Here is a 16,451-nt window from a genome sequence, read left to right on the forward strand (position 1 = left end):
CCGACCAATGTTGCTCGTGGGTTCTTTTTTTTGAAGCGTTTGGGCCCGCTCAAGTGTGCTGCTTACCGTGGGCAAGCCACCGACCGTCTTCCCCGGCTTCGAGCTGTTCCGGCGCCTCGCCAGGCGCCACGGCGTGCCGGAGCGAAACGTCGAGGATATCGCTCAGGAAGCGCTGCTGCGCGGGCTGGAGGCCGACAAGCGGATCGACCCGGGGGGAGACCCGGCCCCGTACCGCGTCACGATCGCCATCAACCAGGCGCGCAATCACGTCCGTGACGCACGCTGCCGCGGCGAGGTGACGCACGCTGCCGCGGCGAGGTGCTGACGTCGTTCGATGAGTGCGAGATCCGGGACGAGTGCCCCACGCCGGAAGAGCTGCTCCGGAGACGGCAGCGGGAAAAGTTCATGCGGGAGCTGATAGACCAGCTCGATCCCAAGTACCGGGAGCTCGTGATCAAGCACGATCTCCAGGAGGTGCCGCTCGCCGAGATCGCGGCCGAGCAGGGACTTCCGCTGGACACGGTGAGGACGCGACACTTTCGGGCGCACCAGGAGCTCCGGGCGCGGCGGGAGCGGTGGCAGGCGCAGCAACGCTCGCAGGGAAGGGACGATCGCCTCTGCGTGCCGCTCGCACTGGGCTTCGGCCGTCGTGCGTCGTGGGTGGCCTGGCTGCGCCGCCTGGCCGTGAGGATCGTCGTTCAGGGAGCGCTCGCCGTGCTGACCGGCGTGCTCGTCTCCTCGGTGTCGTCCCTGCCCGACCTGCAATCGTGGTACGGGGCGGCGGCGGTCCCTGCCACCCCGCCCGCCGCGCAGGAGGCGGCCGCGTCGCCTGCGCGAGACGGTGCGCACAGCGCCGCAGCGCCCGCCGGCGGAGAAGGCGCGCACAGCGCCCCAGCACCGGCCGCGCCGATCGCGCGCGGGATGTCGTCGCCGAACGCGCAAGGAAGCGCGCGCGTTCAGGCGATTGCGAGCAGCACGCCCGTTCCCTCAACGACGACCGATCGCCGGCCCGCGTCTCCGGCGAGCGCCGTTCGACCGCCCGACAGCGAGCGCGAGCGGAGCCTGATCAACCAGGCCCAGAGGGCCATCGAGGCCCGCAATGTCACGGCGAACGTCGAGGCTCTCCGGCTGCTGAACACCCACGCGCAGGAGTTTCCCCGTGGGCGGTTCGTCGCCGAGCGCGAAGCACTCCTCCGGCAGCTTCGCTGAATCGTCAGCTGTCCTTCGGCAGCTCCCAGGCGGTGATCTTGGTGGTGTCTTCGGACAGCACAAGGCGAAGGAAGGCGGGCCGGGTTCCGCAACGCCTGCCGATGAGAAGGACATAGAGCGCTCTCCCCTGAACACGACACCTCCGGGGGTAGGGACCCATGGGTGAATTGCGTAATCTTATAATTCTTCGGGAAGCCAGCGAGATCTCTGTGCGGGGAGTAGGATTGCAATGAGCATCAAAGGCCTGGTTGTCCACTTTCGGCGCGACCTGGATGACGATGAGGCGCAGCGAACGATCGACGCTCTGATGATGATCAAGGGCGTCGTCAAGGTGGCATCTGTCAAGGCCGGTTACGAAGACGAACTGAACCGGCAGCGGGTCAAGCGAGATTTGCTAAGCAAGATTGACGGGCTTCTGAGGGATGACGAGGTCACGATCTAGCTGCCGACGAACCCGCGTCATCGCGGCCTCGACTCAACCGGCCCGCCGCGCCAAACGAGCGAGCCCCGACGGCCGGCCCGCGGGGGGCCCAGCGCAGGAGAATTCAGCGCCGCAGTTCATCGAGGAAACGGGCGGCCACCGCGGCCGGCGAGCCCTTCTTCTCGTCCACGGCCGCGTTCATCTGGCGCATCTTCCGCGCGTCGATCGTCCCCGACAGCCCGCGCAGCGCCTCCAGCGCCTCCGGGCGGGTGCGCGCGAGCCGATCGCTCGCCAGCACGAGCGCGTCGTACGGCGGGATGGCCTGGCGATCGTCCTCCAGCAGCACCAGATCGTCGGCGATGATCCGCCCGTCGGTCGAGAAGGCGGTGATCACGTCCACCTGCTCCGCTCGCAGCGCCTCGTAGAGCAGCGACGGATCCATGCTCCGCGCCTCGCGGAACGCGAGGCCGTACACGCGCTCGATGGCGCGCCACTCCGGCCGCTGGAAGATCTCGTAATCGCCCCCCACCCGCAGCGATCGCGCGCGCGCCCCGAGATCGCTGATGCGCCGGATCCCCAGCCGCTCGGCCTCGGCCCGCCGCATGGCGAGCGCGTAGGTGTTCTCGAACCCGAGCGCGGCGGCCACGTGGACGTTGTACCGATCGCGCAGCTCCCTCTCCACCGTGGCCAGCACCGACGCGCGGTCCGCGCGCTCCGCGCTCCGTCGCAGGACGTTCGCCCAGAGGGTGCCCGAGTAGTCGACGTAGACGTCGATCTCGCCGCTCTTCAGCGCGTCGAACGCCACCGTCGATCCGAGCGATCCCAGCGTCCGCGCCGGCACACCGGCGACGCGCTCGATCCTCCCGGCGACGATACTGGCGAGGATGTACTGCTCGGTGAAGGTCTTGGCGCCGACGGTGATGGACCCCTGATCGCGCGCGAGGAGGGCCCGCACGACCGGGGTGGCCGCGAAGACAGCGAGCCCGGCGAAGCCGCCGAGACACAGCAGCACGAGGCGGCGGCTGCGGCGCGTGACGCCGGCGAGCAGGCCACGCACAAGGCCGTCCAGCACCAGCGCGAGCCCGGCCGAGGCCACACAGCCGATCAGCACGGCCGTGGTGTTGCGCGTCTGCAGCCCGCTGAAGATGTAGTCACCGAGGCTCGGCGCCCCGACCGGCGTGGAGAGCGTGGCGGTGCCCACCGTCAGCACCGCCGCCGTGCGCACGCCGGCCACGATCACCGGGAGCGCCAGCGGCAGCTCGACGCGGCGGAGCTGCTCGCGGGGCGTCATCCCCACGCCGCGCGCGGCCTCGATCACCGCCGGATCGAGGCCCGAGAGGCCGGCCGCCGTGTTCCTGAGGACCGGCAAGAGGCTGTAGAGGAAGAGGCCTATCAGCGCCGGCAGGTAACCGATGCTGCGCGCGCCCAGGGCCGCGAGCACGGGCACCATGAAGGCCAGGAGCGCCAGGCTCGGGATGGTCTGGACGACGCTCGCCACGCCCAGTACCGGCCCCTCCAGGCGGCGCGATCGCGTGACCAGCACGCCCAGCGGGACGCTCACGGCCACGCCCAGCGCCAGGGCGACCAGCGTGAGCCCGAGGTGGGCGGCGAGGTAGCGCGGCAGGAGGGCGAGCTGCTCCTTCACGAAGCGTCGCCTCCCGCGATCGTTCGCGCGGGCGCGCCCGCGATCAGCGACTCGACGGCGCGCGCCTGCTCGAGCGGGCCGCGCACCAGATCGGCCACGTAGTCGTCGGCCGGCGCGCGCACCAGGTCGCGGCCGGGCGCGAGCTGCAGGAGGCGCCCGCCGCGCATGACGCCCACGCGATCGCCGAGGAGCAGCGCCTCGACGACGTCGTGCGTGACGAAGATCGCCGAGAACCCCAGGCTCCGGCGCACCCGCGCGAACGATCGCTGGAGGCGCTCGCGCGTGATCGGATCGAGCGCGCCGAACGGCTCGTCGAGCAGCAGCACGCCCGGCTCGGCCGCCAGCGCCCGCGCCACGGCCACGCGCTGCGCCTGGCCGCCGGAGAGCGCGTCGGGCCGCCGATCGCGGACCTCGGCCGGATCCAGCTCGACCAGCTCCAGCAGCGTGTCCACCCGACCACGGATGCGCCTCGCGTCCCAGCCGAGGAGCGCCGGCGTGATGCCCACGTTCTCGGCGACCGTCAGGTGCGGGAAGAGCCCGAGCCGCTGGAACACGTAGCCGATGCGGCGCCGGAGCGCGTGCGGCGGCACGGCGGTCACGTCCTCGCCCTCGACGCGGATGCGACCCGAGCTCGGCTCGATGAGCCGGTTCGTCATCTTCAGCGTCGTGGTCTTCCCCGAGCCCGACCCGCCCAGCAGGACCACCAGCTCGCCCGGCTCGACGCGCAGGGAGACGCCGTCGACAGCGGCGATTCCATCGTAGCGCTTGGTCACCTGCTCGAGCTCGATCATCGCCGCCGAGAGCGTGGCGCCTCGCGTACGACCCGGAAGCTCGAAAAGACATAGGGATAGTCCCGGCGATACCAGTTGCGAAAGCTCGGCCGGAGGAACCCCTCGTCGGTCGCCCACGAGGCGCCGAAGACGACGTCGTGCTCCCCGTCGAAGAAATCCGCCGAGTACCCGGGGTACGTGCGGGCGTACGCGACGAAGCCGGGCAAGGGCGCGAAGGGCGTGGACGTCCACTCCCAGCCATTGCCCACCAGCTCCTCGACGCCGAACGCGCTGGCGCCGTCCGGGTGGCTGCCCGCCGGCACGGGCGACCATCCGCGAAAGCCGAACCGGCCATGACGCGGCTCGCCCGGCGCGTGCCCCCACGGACGCGCGCGCACACCGCCGCTCGGCTCGCCGAACGCGGCGCGGCGCAGCTCGGCCTCGGTCGCCAGGCGCCCACCGCGCCAGGCTGCATAGGCGCGCGCCTGCTCGCCCGAGACCTGCGCCGGCCAGCCCGACGCGACCTCGAAGGAGACCGGCCCGAAGATCGTCTTCACCGAAAGCCCACCTCCCCGGCGCACGAACGTACGGGGCGTGAGCGCGGCCCGCGCGCCGTCTTCCATCACCTCGAGGAAGGCCAGGTAATCGCCGTTCCGCACCGGCAACGAGTCGATGGTGAAGCCCGGGACATCGATCTCCGCGCGCCCGAACTCGTTGTCCCAGCCGAACGGGATCGCCTCGAAGTCCGCGCCGATCACCACGCGGCCCGCCGGGACGTGCCGCGGCTCGGCCACGCGCCCCCCGCCGCCCACGAACGCGGGCGCGCCGCCGGGGCGCCGCGCGGCGCCGTGCTCCTGGAGCATGTACATCAGGGTCTCGTGGTGCATCCGCTCGTGCTCGAGCACGAGCCGGAGGATCCGCCCCCGCGCGCCGAGCACGTCCTCGGCGCGCGCCAGCACGTCGGGGATGCGCGCCAGCACGGCGCGGCGGACCTCGTCGCGGTACGCGATCACCTCGGCGATCGCCGGCCACGCGTCCCTCGACGCGGCGCGGGCGCCGTCCTCGTCGGCCGGATCGATCCCGCGCTCGAACAGCACGTCGAAATCGCTCCGCATGGGCCCGAGCCCGAGGACGCCTCGGCCGATCTGGTTCCACGCGAAGGCCGGGAGGTGCCCCAGGTAGAACGAGAAGGGGTGTCGCAGCGCGATGGGCCGACGCCCCATCGACGCCTCCGGGACGAGCGCGAACAGCTCGTCGCTGCGGCGCCACGCGGCGGCGAGCAGCGCCTCGAACGAGGCCTCCGTCACGCGTCGCTCCGCCGGAGCAGGGCCAGCGCGAAGAGCTGGTCGGGATCGGTGTGCCACGAAGACACAACGAGCCCTCCGGCCCGGGCCGAGGCCTGGAGCGAGTCGCGCGTGAACTTGCAGCTCACCTCGGTGCGGATCTCGGCGCCGCGCTCGAGATCGAGCCGCAGATCGAGCGCCGGGATCTGCACGCGCATCCGCCGCGAGGCCACGAGGCGCATCTCGATCCACGCCCGCGCCGCGTCGTAGAAGGCGCGGTGCGCGAACGCGTCGGGCGCGAAATTCGCCCCGAAGCGCCGGTTGATCACGCGGAGCGCGTTGCGGTTGAAGGCCGCCGTCACGCCCTCCGGATCGTCGTACGCGGCCTCCAGCCGGGCCGTGTCCTTCACCAGATCGGCGCCGACGAGGAGCGCGTCCGACGGCTCCATGACGCGCGCGATCTCGCGGAAGAAGGCGCGCCGCTCGTCGGGGTAGAGGTTGCCGATGGTGCCCGCGAGGAAGACCACGAGGCGCCCCCCGCCCCGGCCGAGCCGCGGCAGGTCGGTGGTGAAATCACCGAGCACGCCGCGGAACGTGTACTCCGGGTAGTCGGCGCGGAGACGGCTGATCGACGTCTCCAGGAAGAGCCCGTTCACGTCCAGCATCGTGCACGTCTCGCCGCCGCCCACCCACCGCCAGGCGTCGAGCAGGATGCGGATCTTGCGGCCCGCGCCGCTGCCCAGCTCGACGAGGCGCCGCGGCCGGACGGCGCGCAGGATGTCTCCGGCGCGCTGCTCGAGGATGCCGATCTCCGTGCGCGTCGGGTAGTAGACCCCGAGGCGGGTGATCTGCTCGAACAGCTCGCTCCCGAGATCGTCGTAGAAGTAGACGGGCGGGATCTCGGGCAGCGATCGTGTGAGGCTCTCGCGCAACCGAGCGCGCTCATCGGGTGAAGGGTACGCGTCCTCCGCGAATGTGGAGCTCAACAGGACCTCCTTGGGGGAGCGCTGGGCAGCGTGTCCATTGGGAAGAGAGCGGCGGACGTCAAGCATGGATCCCCGGCGTGCCGCCGTGGACGATGCTCGGTGAAACCCGGGCAGCGCGGGCGTACTCAAGGGGTGTGCAGAAAACGGGGGCCGGGCAGGTAGAGCCAGTAGGGTACAGCACTACGGTAGGATGGCTCGGCGTATAACAGGTGCCCTCGTCCCAGCAGGCGCCGCCGCCCTCGAGATAGACGACGACGCGCTTGCTCTTGCTGGTCAGGTTGACGCTCCATTTTCACGCGATCGCGCTGGTGGGTGTCTTCGCGGCGGCCCGTAGCGGGCGTCAGGCCTTCCGCGAGATCGGCGCACCATCGCACGAGGAGCTCGAGGACATCGTGCAGCGCATCCGAGAGCGCACGCCCCGCTGGCTGCGAAAGCGCGGCCTGCTCGAGGAGCGTCCGAACGAAGAGCGCTCGAACGAAGCGCCGGTCGAGATGGACGTGGCGTGCTGACCCAGCGCTTCGGCACAAGGATTGAACCACATGGGCCGCCGGCTGGGCGTCCCAGCCGGCGGCCCCCTCGATGCGTGGATCAGTTATTGACATGGCGTCGCTTTCTTCAGGCGAAAGGAAGATCGCATATAACGCTACATGTCAAGCAGTGCGCGCATCGTGGCTGTACGATGGGACGGCCGCTACGAGGAGCTTGATCATCGGATCGCGTTTGGGTTTCCTGGCCCCACACCGTCGACGCAGGCGCAGCGGTCTTCAACAACATGCCGTCGGCGGGCAGAACCGATGACAGGAGAGCGAGTCATGACCAAACGACCCACTCGTCGCCGCGAGCCCCAGGTCTCCACCGGCGCCGTCGATCAATTCCTTCGGCACGTGGAGATCCCCTACCTGGACGGGCCGGGCACGCGTTCGCCCGAGGCGTGGTTCCTGGGATCCAAGGCGGAGAACGCGGACGAGTTCGAGCGCCTGATCGTCGAGGCGATCCGCGATCAGGCGTTCTGGCGGCGGAACTTCCACCCCGGCGACCCGGCCCTCGTCACCGAGGCGGTCAAGCGCCAGCCCGAATACGTGCAGGCGATGGGCGTCCTCACCGACAGCTACCGCTCGCTCCTCGGCTTCCTGAAGAAGTCGATGCCGTTCTTCAGCACGCGCTACCAAGGGCACATGAACTGGGACACCGCGATACCGGCCGTCCTCGGCTACTTCGCGGCCATGCTGTACAACCCCAACAACGTGGCGTTCGAGGCCTCGACCGCCACGACGATCCTCGAGCTGCTCGTCGGCGACGATCTGTGCCGCATGCTCGGCTACCCGCTCCCCGACAGGGCCGCGTGCCAGGCCGGCGCCATCCGCCCCTGGGGTCACATCACCTCCGGCGGCACGGTCGCGAACATCGAGGCGATCTGGTCGGCGCGCAACCTCAAGCTCTATCCGCTCGCCATGCAGGCGGCGCTGGAGGAAGACCCGTCGCTGGCCGCGGCGAGAGATCTGCGCGTGCGCTCGCCCATCGGCGAGGCGGTCCCCCTCCGCAAGCTCGACGTCTGGTCGCTGTGCAACCTGCGGAGCGACGACATCCTCGCCCTCCCGGCGCGGCTCACCGCCGAACACGGCGTCTCGCCCGAGGTCTTGACCCGGGCGCTGGCTCGGGTCTCGCCGCAGAGCCTGGGCATGCACGAATTCTTCAGGCGCTACGCCGGCGAGCTCGGCGGCCCGCCGGTGATCGTGGTCCCGGCGACGAAGCACTACTCCTTCCCCAAGGCGGCCGCGATCCTCGGGATCGGCGCGGTGAACGTGCTCGACGTCCCGCTCGACGAGGACGCCCGGATGAGCGTCCCCGAGCTCGAGCGGGTCCTGCGGGCCTGCCTCGCCGAGCGGAGGCCGGTCTACACCGTCGTCGGCGTGGTCGGCAGCACCGAGGAGAGCGCCGTCGATCCCCTGCGGGAGATCCTCGCCCTCCGCGAGCAGCTCCGCCACAAGGGGCTCGACTTCACCGTTCACGCCGACGCGGCCTGGGGCGGCTATCACGCCAGCATCCTCCGCGAGGACGAGGACGACTCGAGCGCCGGGCGGACCGCCGGCGCCACGCGCCGCGCCGAGGTCGGCTTCAGCCGCTACACGGCGCAACAATACGCCGTCCTGCAGGAGGTGGACTCTGTCACCGTCGACCCCCACAAATCAGGGTACATCCCGTACCCCGCCGGCGCGCTCTGTTACCGCAACGCCGCGATGCGCGATCTGGTCACCTTCAAGGCGCCGTACATCCTGCACGCCCACGACGAGCCGTCCGTCGGCATTTACGGCGTGGAGGGCTCGAAGCCCGGCGCCGCGGTCGCCGCGGTGTTCCTGGCCCACAAGGTCATCCGCCCGAACGAGACCGGCTACGGCAGCATCCACCGCAAGGCGCTGTTCAACTGCCGGCGGGTCTACGCCCGCCTGCTCTGCATGGCGCGCCCGGAGGACAACTTCGTGGTGGTCCCCGTACCCCGCCTCCCGTCCGAGATCACCGGAGGCGACGTCGCGGCGCAGATCCAGTTCATCCGCGAGCGGATCGATCGACGCGACACCGACGCGCTGCTCGCCGACGACGAGGCGATGCGGCTGCTCACCGAGCTGGGCCCGGACCTCAACATCCTCACGTATGCCTTCAACTTCAAGCATCCTGACGGACGCATGAACCGGAGCCTCGCGCTGGCGAACCGCCTGAACAAGGCCGTCTACGAGGTCCTCAGCCTCAAGCCCGGCGAGGACCCGTCCGGGCACCCGCTGATCGTGACGACCACGGACTTCGAGGATGTCCATTACGGCGCGGTGTTCATGGAGAGCTACAAGAGCCGCCTCGGCGTCGAAGGGCCGGGGCACGCGGTCACCGTCCTGCGGTCGACGGTCATGAACCCATGGTTGACCGACTTCGGCGACGACACGTTCCTCGACATGGTCGAGCGGGAGTTCCGCAGAGCCATCTCGCGGGCGATGTTCCGCGACTCCATGGCCCAGGTCTTTGAGGAGATCGACGCGAACAACGACGGGCTCCTCGACCGGGCGGAGATCGAGGCGAAGTTCAGGGCGATGGGCTACGGCGACGCGGAGATCCACGAATTCCTGCGCACGAGCGACACCAGCCGGGACGACGTGCTCTCGAAGCAGGAGTTCCTCGAGAGCTTCTCGCAGCTCCTCGTCCGCACCAGCTTCGGCTCCCGGCGGTAGCTCAGTAGGGCACGGCTCTACGGTAGGATGCCTTCCGCTTGGGGCACGAAGCCGGTGACGTCGCTGGCGAGCGCGCTCGAAGCGCTCGCCAGCGACGTCACCGCGGGAGAGGGGGCCATGCGCGTTAGCCATCCGCGGGGGTGAGCCCGTCCGTGCGTCCTCGCGGCGTCGCGCTACTTCCTCTTCGCGTCGTCGACGTACGGGGCGGGCACCCAGCGGTAGGACGCTCCGTCTCTCCGGACGTGGCCCAGCCCGGGAAACGGGGCGTGGGCGTGCGCGATGAGGTAGCCCTTGTCGGCAGCGTCGGCGAGCGCCTTCTTGCGCGTTTCCACGGCCATCGGCGCGTTCACGTCGAAGGCCACCGCCACCGAGGGATCGTCGAACTGAACGGCCATGATGTGCACGAGGTCGCCCCACAGGAGGAGCCTCTGGCCGCCGCTCTCGAGAGCGTACAGCGTGTGGCCGGGCGTGTGGCCGTACGCCGGCTCCGCGCGGAAGCCCGGAAAGAACTCGGCCGCTCCGGTGAAAGGCTTCACTCGCCCGGCGTCGAGGTACGGCTGCAACGTGGCTTGCGCCGCGGCGAAGAACTGGGCTTGCATCCCCGAGGACTTCGCGGCGAGCGCCTTGTCCATCCAGTAGTCGAGATCCTTCTGGTTCAGGTGGACGGTGGCGTTCGGGAAGGCCCTCTTCCCGCCGATCACGAGCCCGCCGGAGTGATCCGGGTGAACGTGCGTGAGGAAGACGTCGGTGACGCTCTCGGCGCTCACGCCCACAGCAGAGAGCGACGCGGGGAGCTTGCCGGTCGTGGGGCCCATGAGCTCTGCGCACCCGGTGTCGACGAGGATCGTCCTGCCGTTCCTGTGGATCAGGAAGGTGTTGAAGGAGACGTCGATCGGCGACCTCTGGAAGGATTGCGCGAGGAGCTTGTCGACCTCACCCGGCTTGGCGTTGAGGACGAGGCCATTCGAGAGTTCCAGGCCGAACGTGCCGTCGGAGAGCACGGTCACGTCGATGTCGCCCACGCGCGTGTGGTAGAAGCCCGCCTGGCGCCTCTCGCCGCCGGGCGGGCTCAGCGCGCTCGCCGCCGGAGACGGCGCCGGCGCCGCCGGCGTCGCGGCGGGCTGCTCCGGAGCCGCCGGGCTCTGCGGAGCGCTGCTGCTCGGCGGGGCCGGGGCGGCGCACGCGGCGGGGAGGGTGAGAGCGCCTCCGAGCAGCAGGAGTGAGGCCGCGATGGACGCGATTCGCCGCGTGGAAATCATCCGCATGATCGTTCTTCTCTCCGGGCTCTCTTCGGTCGTCGGCGGCACGCGAGCGCTGCTCGCCGCGCGGCGGCGGGACGGCGGCCCGTGTTCGCCGCCCGTTCGACGTTGCACCGTACGTCCAGGCATGTAGACTTTCCATGCCTGAAACATCAAAAAAGTAAACCGATCGTCCAGATGGGGCGCCTGATGGGCGCCGCAGGAGCGAGGCGATGGACGCCCTCAGCCGACTTTTTCATTCGCTGCACGTCGAGAGCGCCCTGTGCACGCGCTTCGAGGTGTCGGCGCCTTGGGGACACCGCGTCGCGCACCGCGGCCCCATCAAGTTCGTGCTCATCGTCGCGGGATCGTGCTGGCTGCGCACGCGCGCGCTCCCGGAGCCGAGGCTGCTCGGCGCACACGATCTCTTCCTCGTTCTGGATGGCGAACCTTACGTGCTGTCCGATTCGCTGGACTCCGCGACCGTGGACTGCGCCGATCTCGAGGATCGCCGGGACGGCTATCTGATCCGCTACGGAGGCGGAGGCGCGCGCTCCACGCTGGTGAGCGTGGCCTTCGACGTGGATCCGACGGAGGGCGAGCCTCTCCTCGTCGCGCTCCCGCGCTTCATCCACCTGCGCATCGATCAGAACCGGAGCCACGGCCTCCAGTCGCTCATCGAGCTGTTGCGCCTCGAGGTCTGCTCGTCGGAGATCGGATCGATCCCGATCATCCGCCGCCTCGCCGAGGCGCTCTTCATCTCCGCGGTCCGGGCCTACCTCCAGACGGGCGAGGGGCCGAGGAGGGGCGTCCTCGCGGCGATCGCGGACACGCAGCTCGCGCGCCCGCTCGGCGACATGCACGAGGACCTCGCGCGCGGCTGGACGATCGAGGACCTCGCGCGCAGCGCGCGGATGTCTCGCTCCGCTTTCGCGGAGAGGTTCCGGAGCACGGTGGGCCAGACGCCGCTCGAGTACCTGACGCGGATCCGGATGGACCGCGCGCGCGGGCTCCTGCGGGAGGGCGTCCCCATCGCCGAGATCGCCCATCGCGTCGGCTACGACTCGGCCATCTCGTTCACGCGCGCCTTCCGGCGCGTGACCGGCGGCACCCCGGGGGCGTACCAGCGCGGACCCGAAAGCAAAGTAGAGCGACAAACGGGTTGAAGCCGCACGCAAACAGCGAGAAGTTGAGACGCCAGAAGACGCCAAGAGACGCCAGAAGACGCCAAGATTTATTGTTTTCTTGGCGTCTTCTGGCGTCTTCTGGCGTCTTGGCGTCTCATTTCTCGGGTTTCCAAGCTGATCGGTGTTCTAGCAGGTCCAGAGGCTTGGAATGGCCACGGCGACGTCGCGCATGAAATGTCATGCGACGACCGCCCTGCGCCCGCCCGCAAAAGCAGGCCAAAACGCCGGTGACCGTTCACGGGTCGGTATCGTGCGACCGGGTCCGTGACGCCGGCGCGCCCGTCGAACTTGACACAGTGTAAACTATGCCCCATGTTGACACCATGTCAAGCAAGGACGGGGAAACCCGCGCTGCGATCCTCGAGGCCGCGCGCCGGCTGGTGACCGAGCCGGGGCGCCGCGGCGTCTCGATGGCGGAGATCGCGTCGGCGGCCGGGGTGTCGCGCCAGGCGGTCTATCTGCACTTCGAGACCAGGACCCAGCTCCTGGTCGCGCTGGTGCGTCACGTCGACGAGGTGCATGGGTTCGCCGACCTGGTCCGAAAGTGCGAGCGCGCCCCCGACGCGCGCGCGATCCTCTCCGAGTTCATCGGTGCGTGGGCGGGCTACGTCGCCCACATCACCGACGTGGCGCGGGCCATGCGCGCGGCGCGGGCCACGGACGAGGACGCGGAGCTCGCGTGGCGCGACCGCATGCGCGGCTTCACGGGCGTCTGCGCGGGCTTCGTGGCGCGGCTCCAGGCCGAAGGCGCGCTGGCCGAGGAGTGGTCGGCGTCGGATGCGGCGGACTTCCTGGCCACCCTCCTGTCGATCGGGAACTGGCAGGAGCTCATCGAGGAGCGGGGCTGGTCCCGGCCGCGCTACGTCCGCGCGATGCGTCGGATCGTGGAGCAGAGCCTGCTCAGGCCGATGGTGATCAAGACGGCACCGAGGAGGCGCTCGTGAGCGGCGCGCAGCCGGAGCTCCTGGCGCAGGGCTCGGTGGAGATCGGCCGGCCCCTGCACGAGACGTTCGCGTACGTGTCCAACATGGAGAACTTCCCGACCTGGTTCCCGGGCGTCGCAGCCATGCGCGAGCTCGACACGCTGGAGCACGGGCAGGTCGGCAAGCGCTACCAGGAGACCGTGCGCATGCCCTTCGGGCGCACCGGCACGATCGACATCGAGGTGAAGGAGGCGCGGGTCGGAGAGCGTCTGGTGACCGAAGGAGAGGGCTTCCTCTTGCCCCGCATGAGCGTGGACTTCACGGCGCTCTCCGACGCCGAGACGCGCGTCGCGTGGCGCATGGTCAGCCGCAATCAGCGGTGGTGGTTTCGCTGGCTTGCGCTCCCCCTCCTGCGCCGCGTGATGCGCGGCCGAGCGCGCGACGGGCTGCGCAAGCTGCGCGAGAACCTGGAGCGAGAGCGGTCGTGAAGGGTGCCGGCGTTCGAGCGCGCCGAGGCCTGGCCGCGCAGGTCTCTACTCCGCCAGCACCGGTGCCATCCACGGCACGTCGGCCGGCGGATCCTGATGCAGCTTCCGAGCCCATTCCTGGTCGGTGAGTCGGGTGAAGCCCTCCGCCAGGTGCTCGTGGTAGGCGAACACCGCGCCCGCGTACGCGCGAGGCCCCTGACAGGTATCGACCGTCATGACCATCATGCGTGGATTGCCGGTGCCCACGTGCAACACCGACGGCGATCGCGGGACCGGCAGGTCACCTCCGATGTCCGTGTGCACGTCGGCGATGGTCGGGTCGCTCTTCAGGCCGTCGACGGGATCGAAGAACAGATCTTTGTACCAGCCCGTTTGCCAGGGGTCGCCGCTGCCACCGCCCTCGATGTGAATTGCCTGCTTGATGAAGGTCAGATGCTCCTCCGAGTGCGGCATGCCCGTCCGCTGCGCTTCCGCCATTTCACTCAAGGTGGTCGCGATGCGCGACAGGGTGCCGAAGTAGGCGCTCACGTGCTCCCCCAACGCGTTGTTCCCGTTCAAGCTGAAGTCGAGGGTATCGACCAAGGCCTGGCCCTGGCCGGCGAACTTGGCGATCCTCTGAAACAGCTCGGGGTAGGGCTCGACGTACGCATCCGGAAAGTCGCAGCCATTGCTGCCGGTGTACGACTGCTTGGCATACAGGATCGTGTCGTGCCTGAGCTGCGCCCACGATCCGAGCTGCGTGTTCAGCAAACGGCGCCCCCACGCCTCGCTGCGCGCCACGCTGGGTAGACCTTCCGCGGCTGGCCCCAGGGTCGTGGCGTTCGCCGAGAGCGTCTGCAGCGCCCCGAGCCAGGACGTGTACAGGCTGCCTTCCCAGTACGACGGCGGGTGGGCGTCCGCGATGACGCGGACGGCCGCCAGATCGCCGGCGTAGTTCCACTCTTCGAGCTCACTCGCGAGCAGGCTCACCGCGTGGTCGTTCCTCAGGGCGGCGAACGCGGCGTCGAGCGGGTTCGGGACCACGCGCTTCGCGGTGCGGTCGTACACCACGTTGGAGAACACGTGGCTGTCGATCACGTAGCGCTGCCCGAAGAACGCAAAGCTCGCGTTGAGCGGGAACGTGGAATCGCTGCCGTCCTTTCGCATGATGTGACTCGCGATGCGCTGCTCGCCGTAGCGCCCGTTGATGATCGCCTGAGCGATCGTCGAGTCGTCGATGGCAGCGAGCCCGCTCGCATCGGACACGCCCAGGCCTCTCAACAGCTCGTCCAGCTCGGGCACGATCATGTAGTCGTGCTCGCCCACGAACGCGGTGACGGTTCGATCGATGCCCGACCAGTCTTCCAGCGCCGCGGCATCCATCAAGTCACGCAACGCCAGCGCCGCCTCGAGCTGGCGGCGCCAGAAGACACGCGAACCATCGGGCATGGTCTCGATGAGCCGAAAATCGATGCGCCCCATCCACATCATGGCGCGGAAATAGCGCTCGAGCGCCACCGTGTCCGTGTAGTGGCCCCGCGGCTTGAACTGCGAGAAGTCGAAGCGGCGCGAAACGCCGAACATGGACTTTATCTGTTCTCCGTCGGCCGCTTCGGCGTGAGTCAGGAAGGACGCGACGTCGGCTTTGCTGGCTCCCGCCACGGGCTCGCTCGGCGCTCCCATCAGCAGGCTGCGCGCGACGGTCAGGTAGAAGTCCGCGTCGGCTGCCGCCTGCTGCGAGAGCCCGGAATTTCCGGACGCCAGGCGAGAACGCATCGCGTCGAGCAAGCGGGTGACACGCGGGATCAAGACGGCCTGTTCCAGGGCCTGCAGGATGTCGTCGTACGAGCGGTGCATGGCTTCGAGCACCATGTCGCCGCTCACGAAGACCGGCAGATCGTGCACGTAGATGGCAGCGTAGGCGTAGGGAAAGCTGGGATAGGCAAGTCGACTGGAAACGACGAAGCCGTTCGCGGCCAGGACCTCGAGCTCCGCGTCATTCAGACCCAGCTCCGATCGCTGGATCAGATCGAGGTTCTGAACGTCCGCGAGCCCGTAGCCCAGATCGTTCGAGAACGAGACCGCGTAGGCCTCCTGGAGGGATGCCGCGTTGTGTTGTTTGGCGGTGGCCACCTGGGCTTCGACTTCGGTCGCTGCGACCGAGCTGAGCTCGAGCTGCACCTGGGTTCCGACCTCCGCGGGACGCTCGTCGCCGGGACCGGCGGGGCCCGGCCCACCCGGTTCGGTGGAACCAGAACACGCCGCCAGCAAGCCAACGCTGACCAGGGTGGAGAGAATTCGTTGGGTGTGCACGGATTTTCCTTCTCCTTTGGCGGCACGGGGGCTGGTGTGCCGGTGTGCCAAACCCGGATCGTTGTGCCGCGGCCCCAGGCCGAAGGACGCTCGAATCGCGGGTTTCATCCACCCCATGTGTGCCAACGCCACAGATAAGCAATCGGCGTGCCAGCCCTCCCGGCCGACAAGCGGCTTCCGGGCTTCCCTCGGGCGCGAGGTACGCGTGTCGGCGTCGCCCGCGAGGGCGCGAGGGACGAAGTGCGCCGCGGGGGCGATCTCGCGCGGACGTGGAGGGCTCGGCGGTGTGGTCCTTCCGTCGTTGGCGCGAGGGAGGCGCGCTCGGCGGGGTCGGGCTTGCAGGATCGGCCTTGCTCGCCTTATCGTCCTTGACACGGGTTGACGAAGCCGTCGTAATTGCGCCGTGCTGACCATCCGGCGCGAGCAAATGAGGCTCCTGGCCCGGCGCTCGGACGCCGAGCTCATGCCGCGCCTGCTCGAACGCGTGCGGGTGATGTATCCGGAGCAGGTCTGGAGCACGAACGACGAGACGCTGATTGAGCGCCTGAAGGCGCAGCTCCAGCGGGCGGCGGGCCACGGGCTTCACCTCGAGGCCCACGTGACCAGCTATGTGGATCTGTGCTTCGAGCTCGGCGACTCGTTCGAGGAAGAGCCGGAGTACGCGGCGCTCGTCGCCACGCTCCGCGCCCGGAATGTGACCAGCGAGGCCAAGGCGCAGGCCATCGCGGACGAGCTGGTGATCGGGTAAGCGATGCGACGGCGCCCGGTCGCGGCTGCGTGGGCAAGTGTCGCTG

The 16,451-nt window shown here is 69.4% G+C and carries 15 protein-coding genes; 9 read left to right on the forward strand and 6 right to left on the reverse strand.

Annotated elements, in window-relative coordinates; translation table 11 throughout:
* Nucleotides 1-67 precede the first annotated feature (67 nt).
* From WMF22_RS38290 to WMF22_RS38300, 3 genes are all read left to right on the forward strand, one after another.
* On the forward strand, nucleotides 68-325 hold the full coding sequence (locus WMF22_RS38290) for a sigma factor (protein ID WP_438032965.1): 258 nt from the start codon (nucleotides 68-70) through the stop codon (nucleotides 323-325).
* Nucleotides 319-1,209, forward strand: a complete 891-nt coding sequence (locus WMF22_RS38295) for an RNA polymerase sigma factor (RefSeq protein ID WP_438032966.1) — start codon at nucleotides 319-321, stop codon at nucleotides 1,207-1,209. The genes WMF22_RS38290 and WMF22_RS38295 overlap by 7 nt, the downstream gene beginning before the upstream one ends.
* A 229-nt stretch (nucleotides 1,210-1,438) precedes the next feature.
* Nucleotides 1,439-1,651: a hypothetical protein gene (locus tag WMF22_RS38300; protein ID WP_437294894.1), complete on the forward strand. Its 213-nt coding sequence runs from the start codon at nucleotides 1,439-1,441 to the stop codon at nucleotides 1,649-1,651.
* Between the two features lie 103 nt (nucleotides 1,652-1,754).
* On the opposite strand, the gene WMF22_RS38305 is transcribed toward WMF22_RS38300, so the two are convergent.
* From WMF22_RS38305 to egtD, 4 genes are read right to left on the reverse strand one after another with little or no spacing between them, the layout of a single operon-like run.
* Entirely contained in the window at nucleotides 1,755-3,275 is a 1,521-nt protein-coding gene (locus WMF22_RS38305) for a glycine betaine ABC transporter substrate-binding protein (RefSeq protein WP_438032967.1), read from the reverse strand.
* Entirely contained in the window at nucleotides 3,272-4,066 is a 795-nt protein-coding gene (locus WMF22_RS38310; protein WP_438032968.1) for an ATP-binding cassette domain-containing protein, read from the reverse strand. The genes WMF22_RS38305 and WMF22_RS38310 overlap by 4 nt, the downstream gene beginning before the upstream one ends.
* Nucleotides 4,063-5,352: an SUMF1/EgtB/PvdO family nonheme iron enzyme gene (locus tag WMF22_RS38315; protein ID WP_438032969.1), complete on the reverse strand. Its 1,290-nt coding sequence runs from the start codon at nucleotides 5,350-5,352 to the stop codon at nucleotides 4,063-4,065. Before WMF22_RS38315 ends, WMF22_RS38310 begins: the two co-directional genes overlap by 4 nt.
* Nucleotides 5,349-6,314, reverse strand: coding sequence for an L-histidine N(alpha)-methyltransferase (gene egtD / locus WMF22_RS38320; RefSeq protein WP_437294898.1), 966 nt, complete (start codon nucleotides 6,312-6,314; stop codon nucleotides 5,349-5,351). Before egtD ends, WMF22_RS38315 begins: the two co-directional genes overlap by 4 nt.
* Nucleotides 6,315-6,580: 266 nt before the next feature.
* Here egtD and WMF22_RS38325 point away from each other — a divergent pair, with 266 nt between their 5' ends.
* On the forward strand, nucleotides 6,581-6,823 hold the full coding sequence (locus WMF22_RS38325) for a hypothetical protein (RefSeq protein WP_438032970.1): 243 nt from the start codon (nucleotides 6,581-6,583) through the stop codon (nucleotides 6,821-6,823).
* A 303-nt stretch (nucleotides 6,824-7,126) separates the two neighbouring features.
* Nucleotides 7,127-9,529 (forward strand): pyridoxal-dependent decarboxylase, encoded by a 2,403-nt coding sequence (locus WMF22_RS38330; RefSeq protein WP_438032971.1) that lies wholly within the window; start codon nucleotides 7,127-7,129, stop codon nucleotides 9,527-9,529.
* 173 nt (nucleotides 9,530-9,702) lie between these two features.
* Here WMF22_RS38330 and WMF22_RS38335 read toward each other — a convergent pair whose 3' ends face one another.
* Entirely contained in the window at nucleotides 9,703-10,794 is a 1,092-nt protein-coding gene (locus WMF22_RS38335; protein WP_438032972.1) for an MBL fold metallo-hydrolase, read from the reverse strand.
* A 206-nt stretch (nucleotides 10,795-11,000) separates the two neighbouring features.
* On the opposite strand from WMF22_RS38335, the gene WMF22_RS38340 reads away from it, so the two are divergent.
* The 3 genes from WMF22_RS38340 to WMF22_RS38350 all read left to right on the forward strand — a co-directional run bounded on the left by WMF22_RS38340 (nucleotide 11,001) and on the right by WMF22_RS38350 (nucleotide 13,365).
* Entirely contained in the window at nucleotides 11,001-11,933 is a 933-nt protein-coding gene (locus WMF22_RS38340; RefSeq protein WP_438032973.1) for an AraC family transcriptional regulator, read from the forward strand.
* A 344-nt stretch (nucleotides 11,934-12,277) separates the two neighbouring features.
* A complete protein-coding gene (locus WMF22_RS38345) occupies nucleotides 12,278-12,898 on the forward strand; it encodes a TetR/AcrR family transcriptional regulator (RefSeq protein ID WP_437294903.1) in 621 nt (206 codons plus the stop codon).
* A complete protein-coding gene (locus tag WMF22_RS38350; protein WP_437294904.1) occupies nucleotides 12,895-13,365 on the forward strand; it encodes an SRPBCC family protein in 471 nt (156 codons plus the stop codon). Before WMF22_RS38345 ends, WMF22_RS38350 begins: the two co-directional genes overlap by 4 nt.
* Before the next feature lie 45 nt (nucleotides 13,366-13,410).
* Here WMF22_RS38350 and WMF22_RS38355 read toward each other — a convergent pair whose 3' ends face one another.
* The gene (locus WMF22_RS38355; RefSeq protein ID WP_437294905.1) at nucleotides 13,411-15,657 is read right to left on the reverse strand and encodes a DUF3160 domain-containing protein; all 2,247 of its coding nucleotides are present in this window, start codon (nucleotides 15,655-15,657) and stop codon (nucleotides 13,411-13,413) included.
* 427 nt (nucleotides 15,658-16,084) lie between these two features.
* Here WMF22_RS38355 and WMF22_RS38360 point away from each other — a divergent pair, with 427 nt between their 5' ends.
* Nucleotides 16,085-16,405 (forward strand): hypothetical protein, encoded by a 321-nt coding sequence (locus tag WMF22_RS38360; RefSeq protein ID WP_437294906.1) that lies wholly within the window; start codon nucleotides 16,085-16,087, stop codon nucleotides 16,403-16,405.
* The last annotated feature ends 46 nt before the right edge of the window (nucleotides 16,406-16,451 follow it).

It is taken from the genome of Sorangium sp. So ce204 (genome assembly GCF_051526795.1).
GTDB classification, from domain to species: Bacteria; Myxococcota_A; Polyangia; order Polyangiales; family Polyangiaceae; genus Sorangium; species Sorangium cellulosum_B.

What these genes read in the sequence shown, in the direction of transcription:
- WMF22_RS38300 (WP_437294894.1), top strand. Translation starts at nt 1,439, where the DNA reads ATGAGCATCAAAGGCCTGGTTGTCCACTTTCGGCGCGACCTGGATGAC.
- WMF22_RS38310 (WP_438032968.1), bottom strand. Translation starts at nt 4,066, where the DNA reads ATGATCGAGCTCGAGCAGGTGACCAAGCGCTACGATGGAATCGCCGCT.
- WMF22_RS38330 (WP_438032971.1), top strand. Translation starts at nt 7,127, where the DNA reads ATGACCAAACGACCCACTCGTCGCCGCGAGCCCCAGGTCTCCACCGGC.
- WMF22_RS38335 (WP_438032972.1), bottom strand. Translation starts at nt 10,794, where the DNA reads ATGCGGATGATTTCCACGCGGCGAATCGCGTCCATCGCGGCCTCACTC.
- WMF22_RS38340 (WP_438032973.1), top strand. Translation starts at nt 11,001, where the DNA reads ATGGACGCCCTCAGCCGACTTTTTCATTCGCTGCACGTCGAGAGCGCC.
- WMF22_RS38345 (WP_437294903.1), top strand. Translation starts at nt 12,278, where the DNA reads ATGTCAAGCAAGGACGGGGAAACCCGCGCTGCGATCCTCGAGGCCGCG.
- WMF22_RS38360 (WP_437294906.1), top strand. Translation starts at nt 16,085, where the DNA reads ATGAGGCTCCTGGCCCGGCGCTCGGACGCCGAGCTCATGCCGCGCCTG.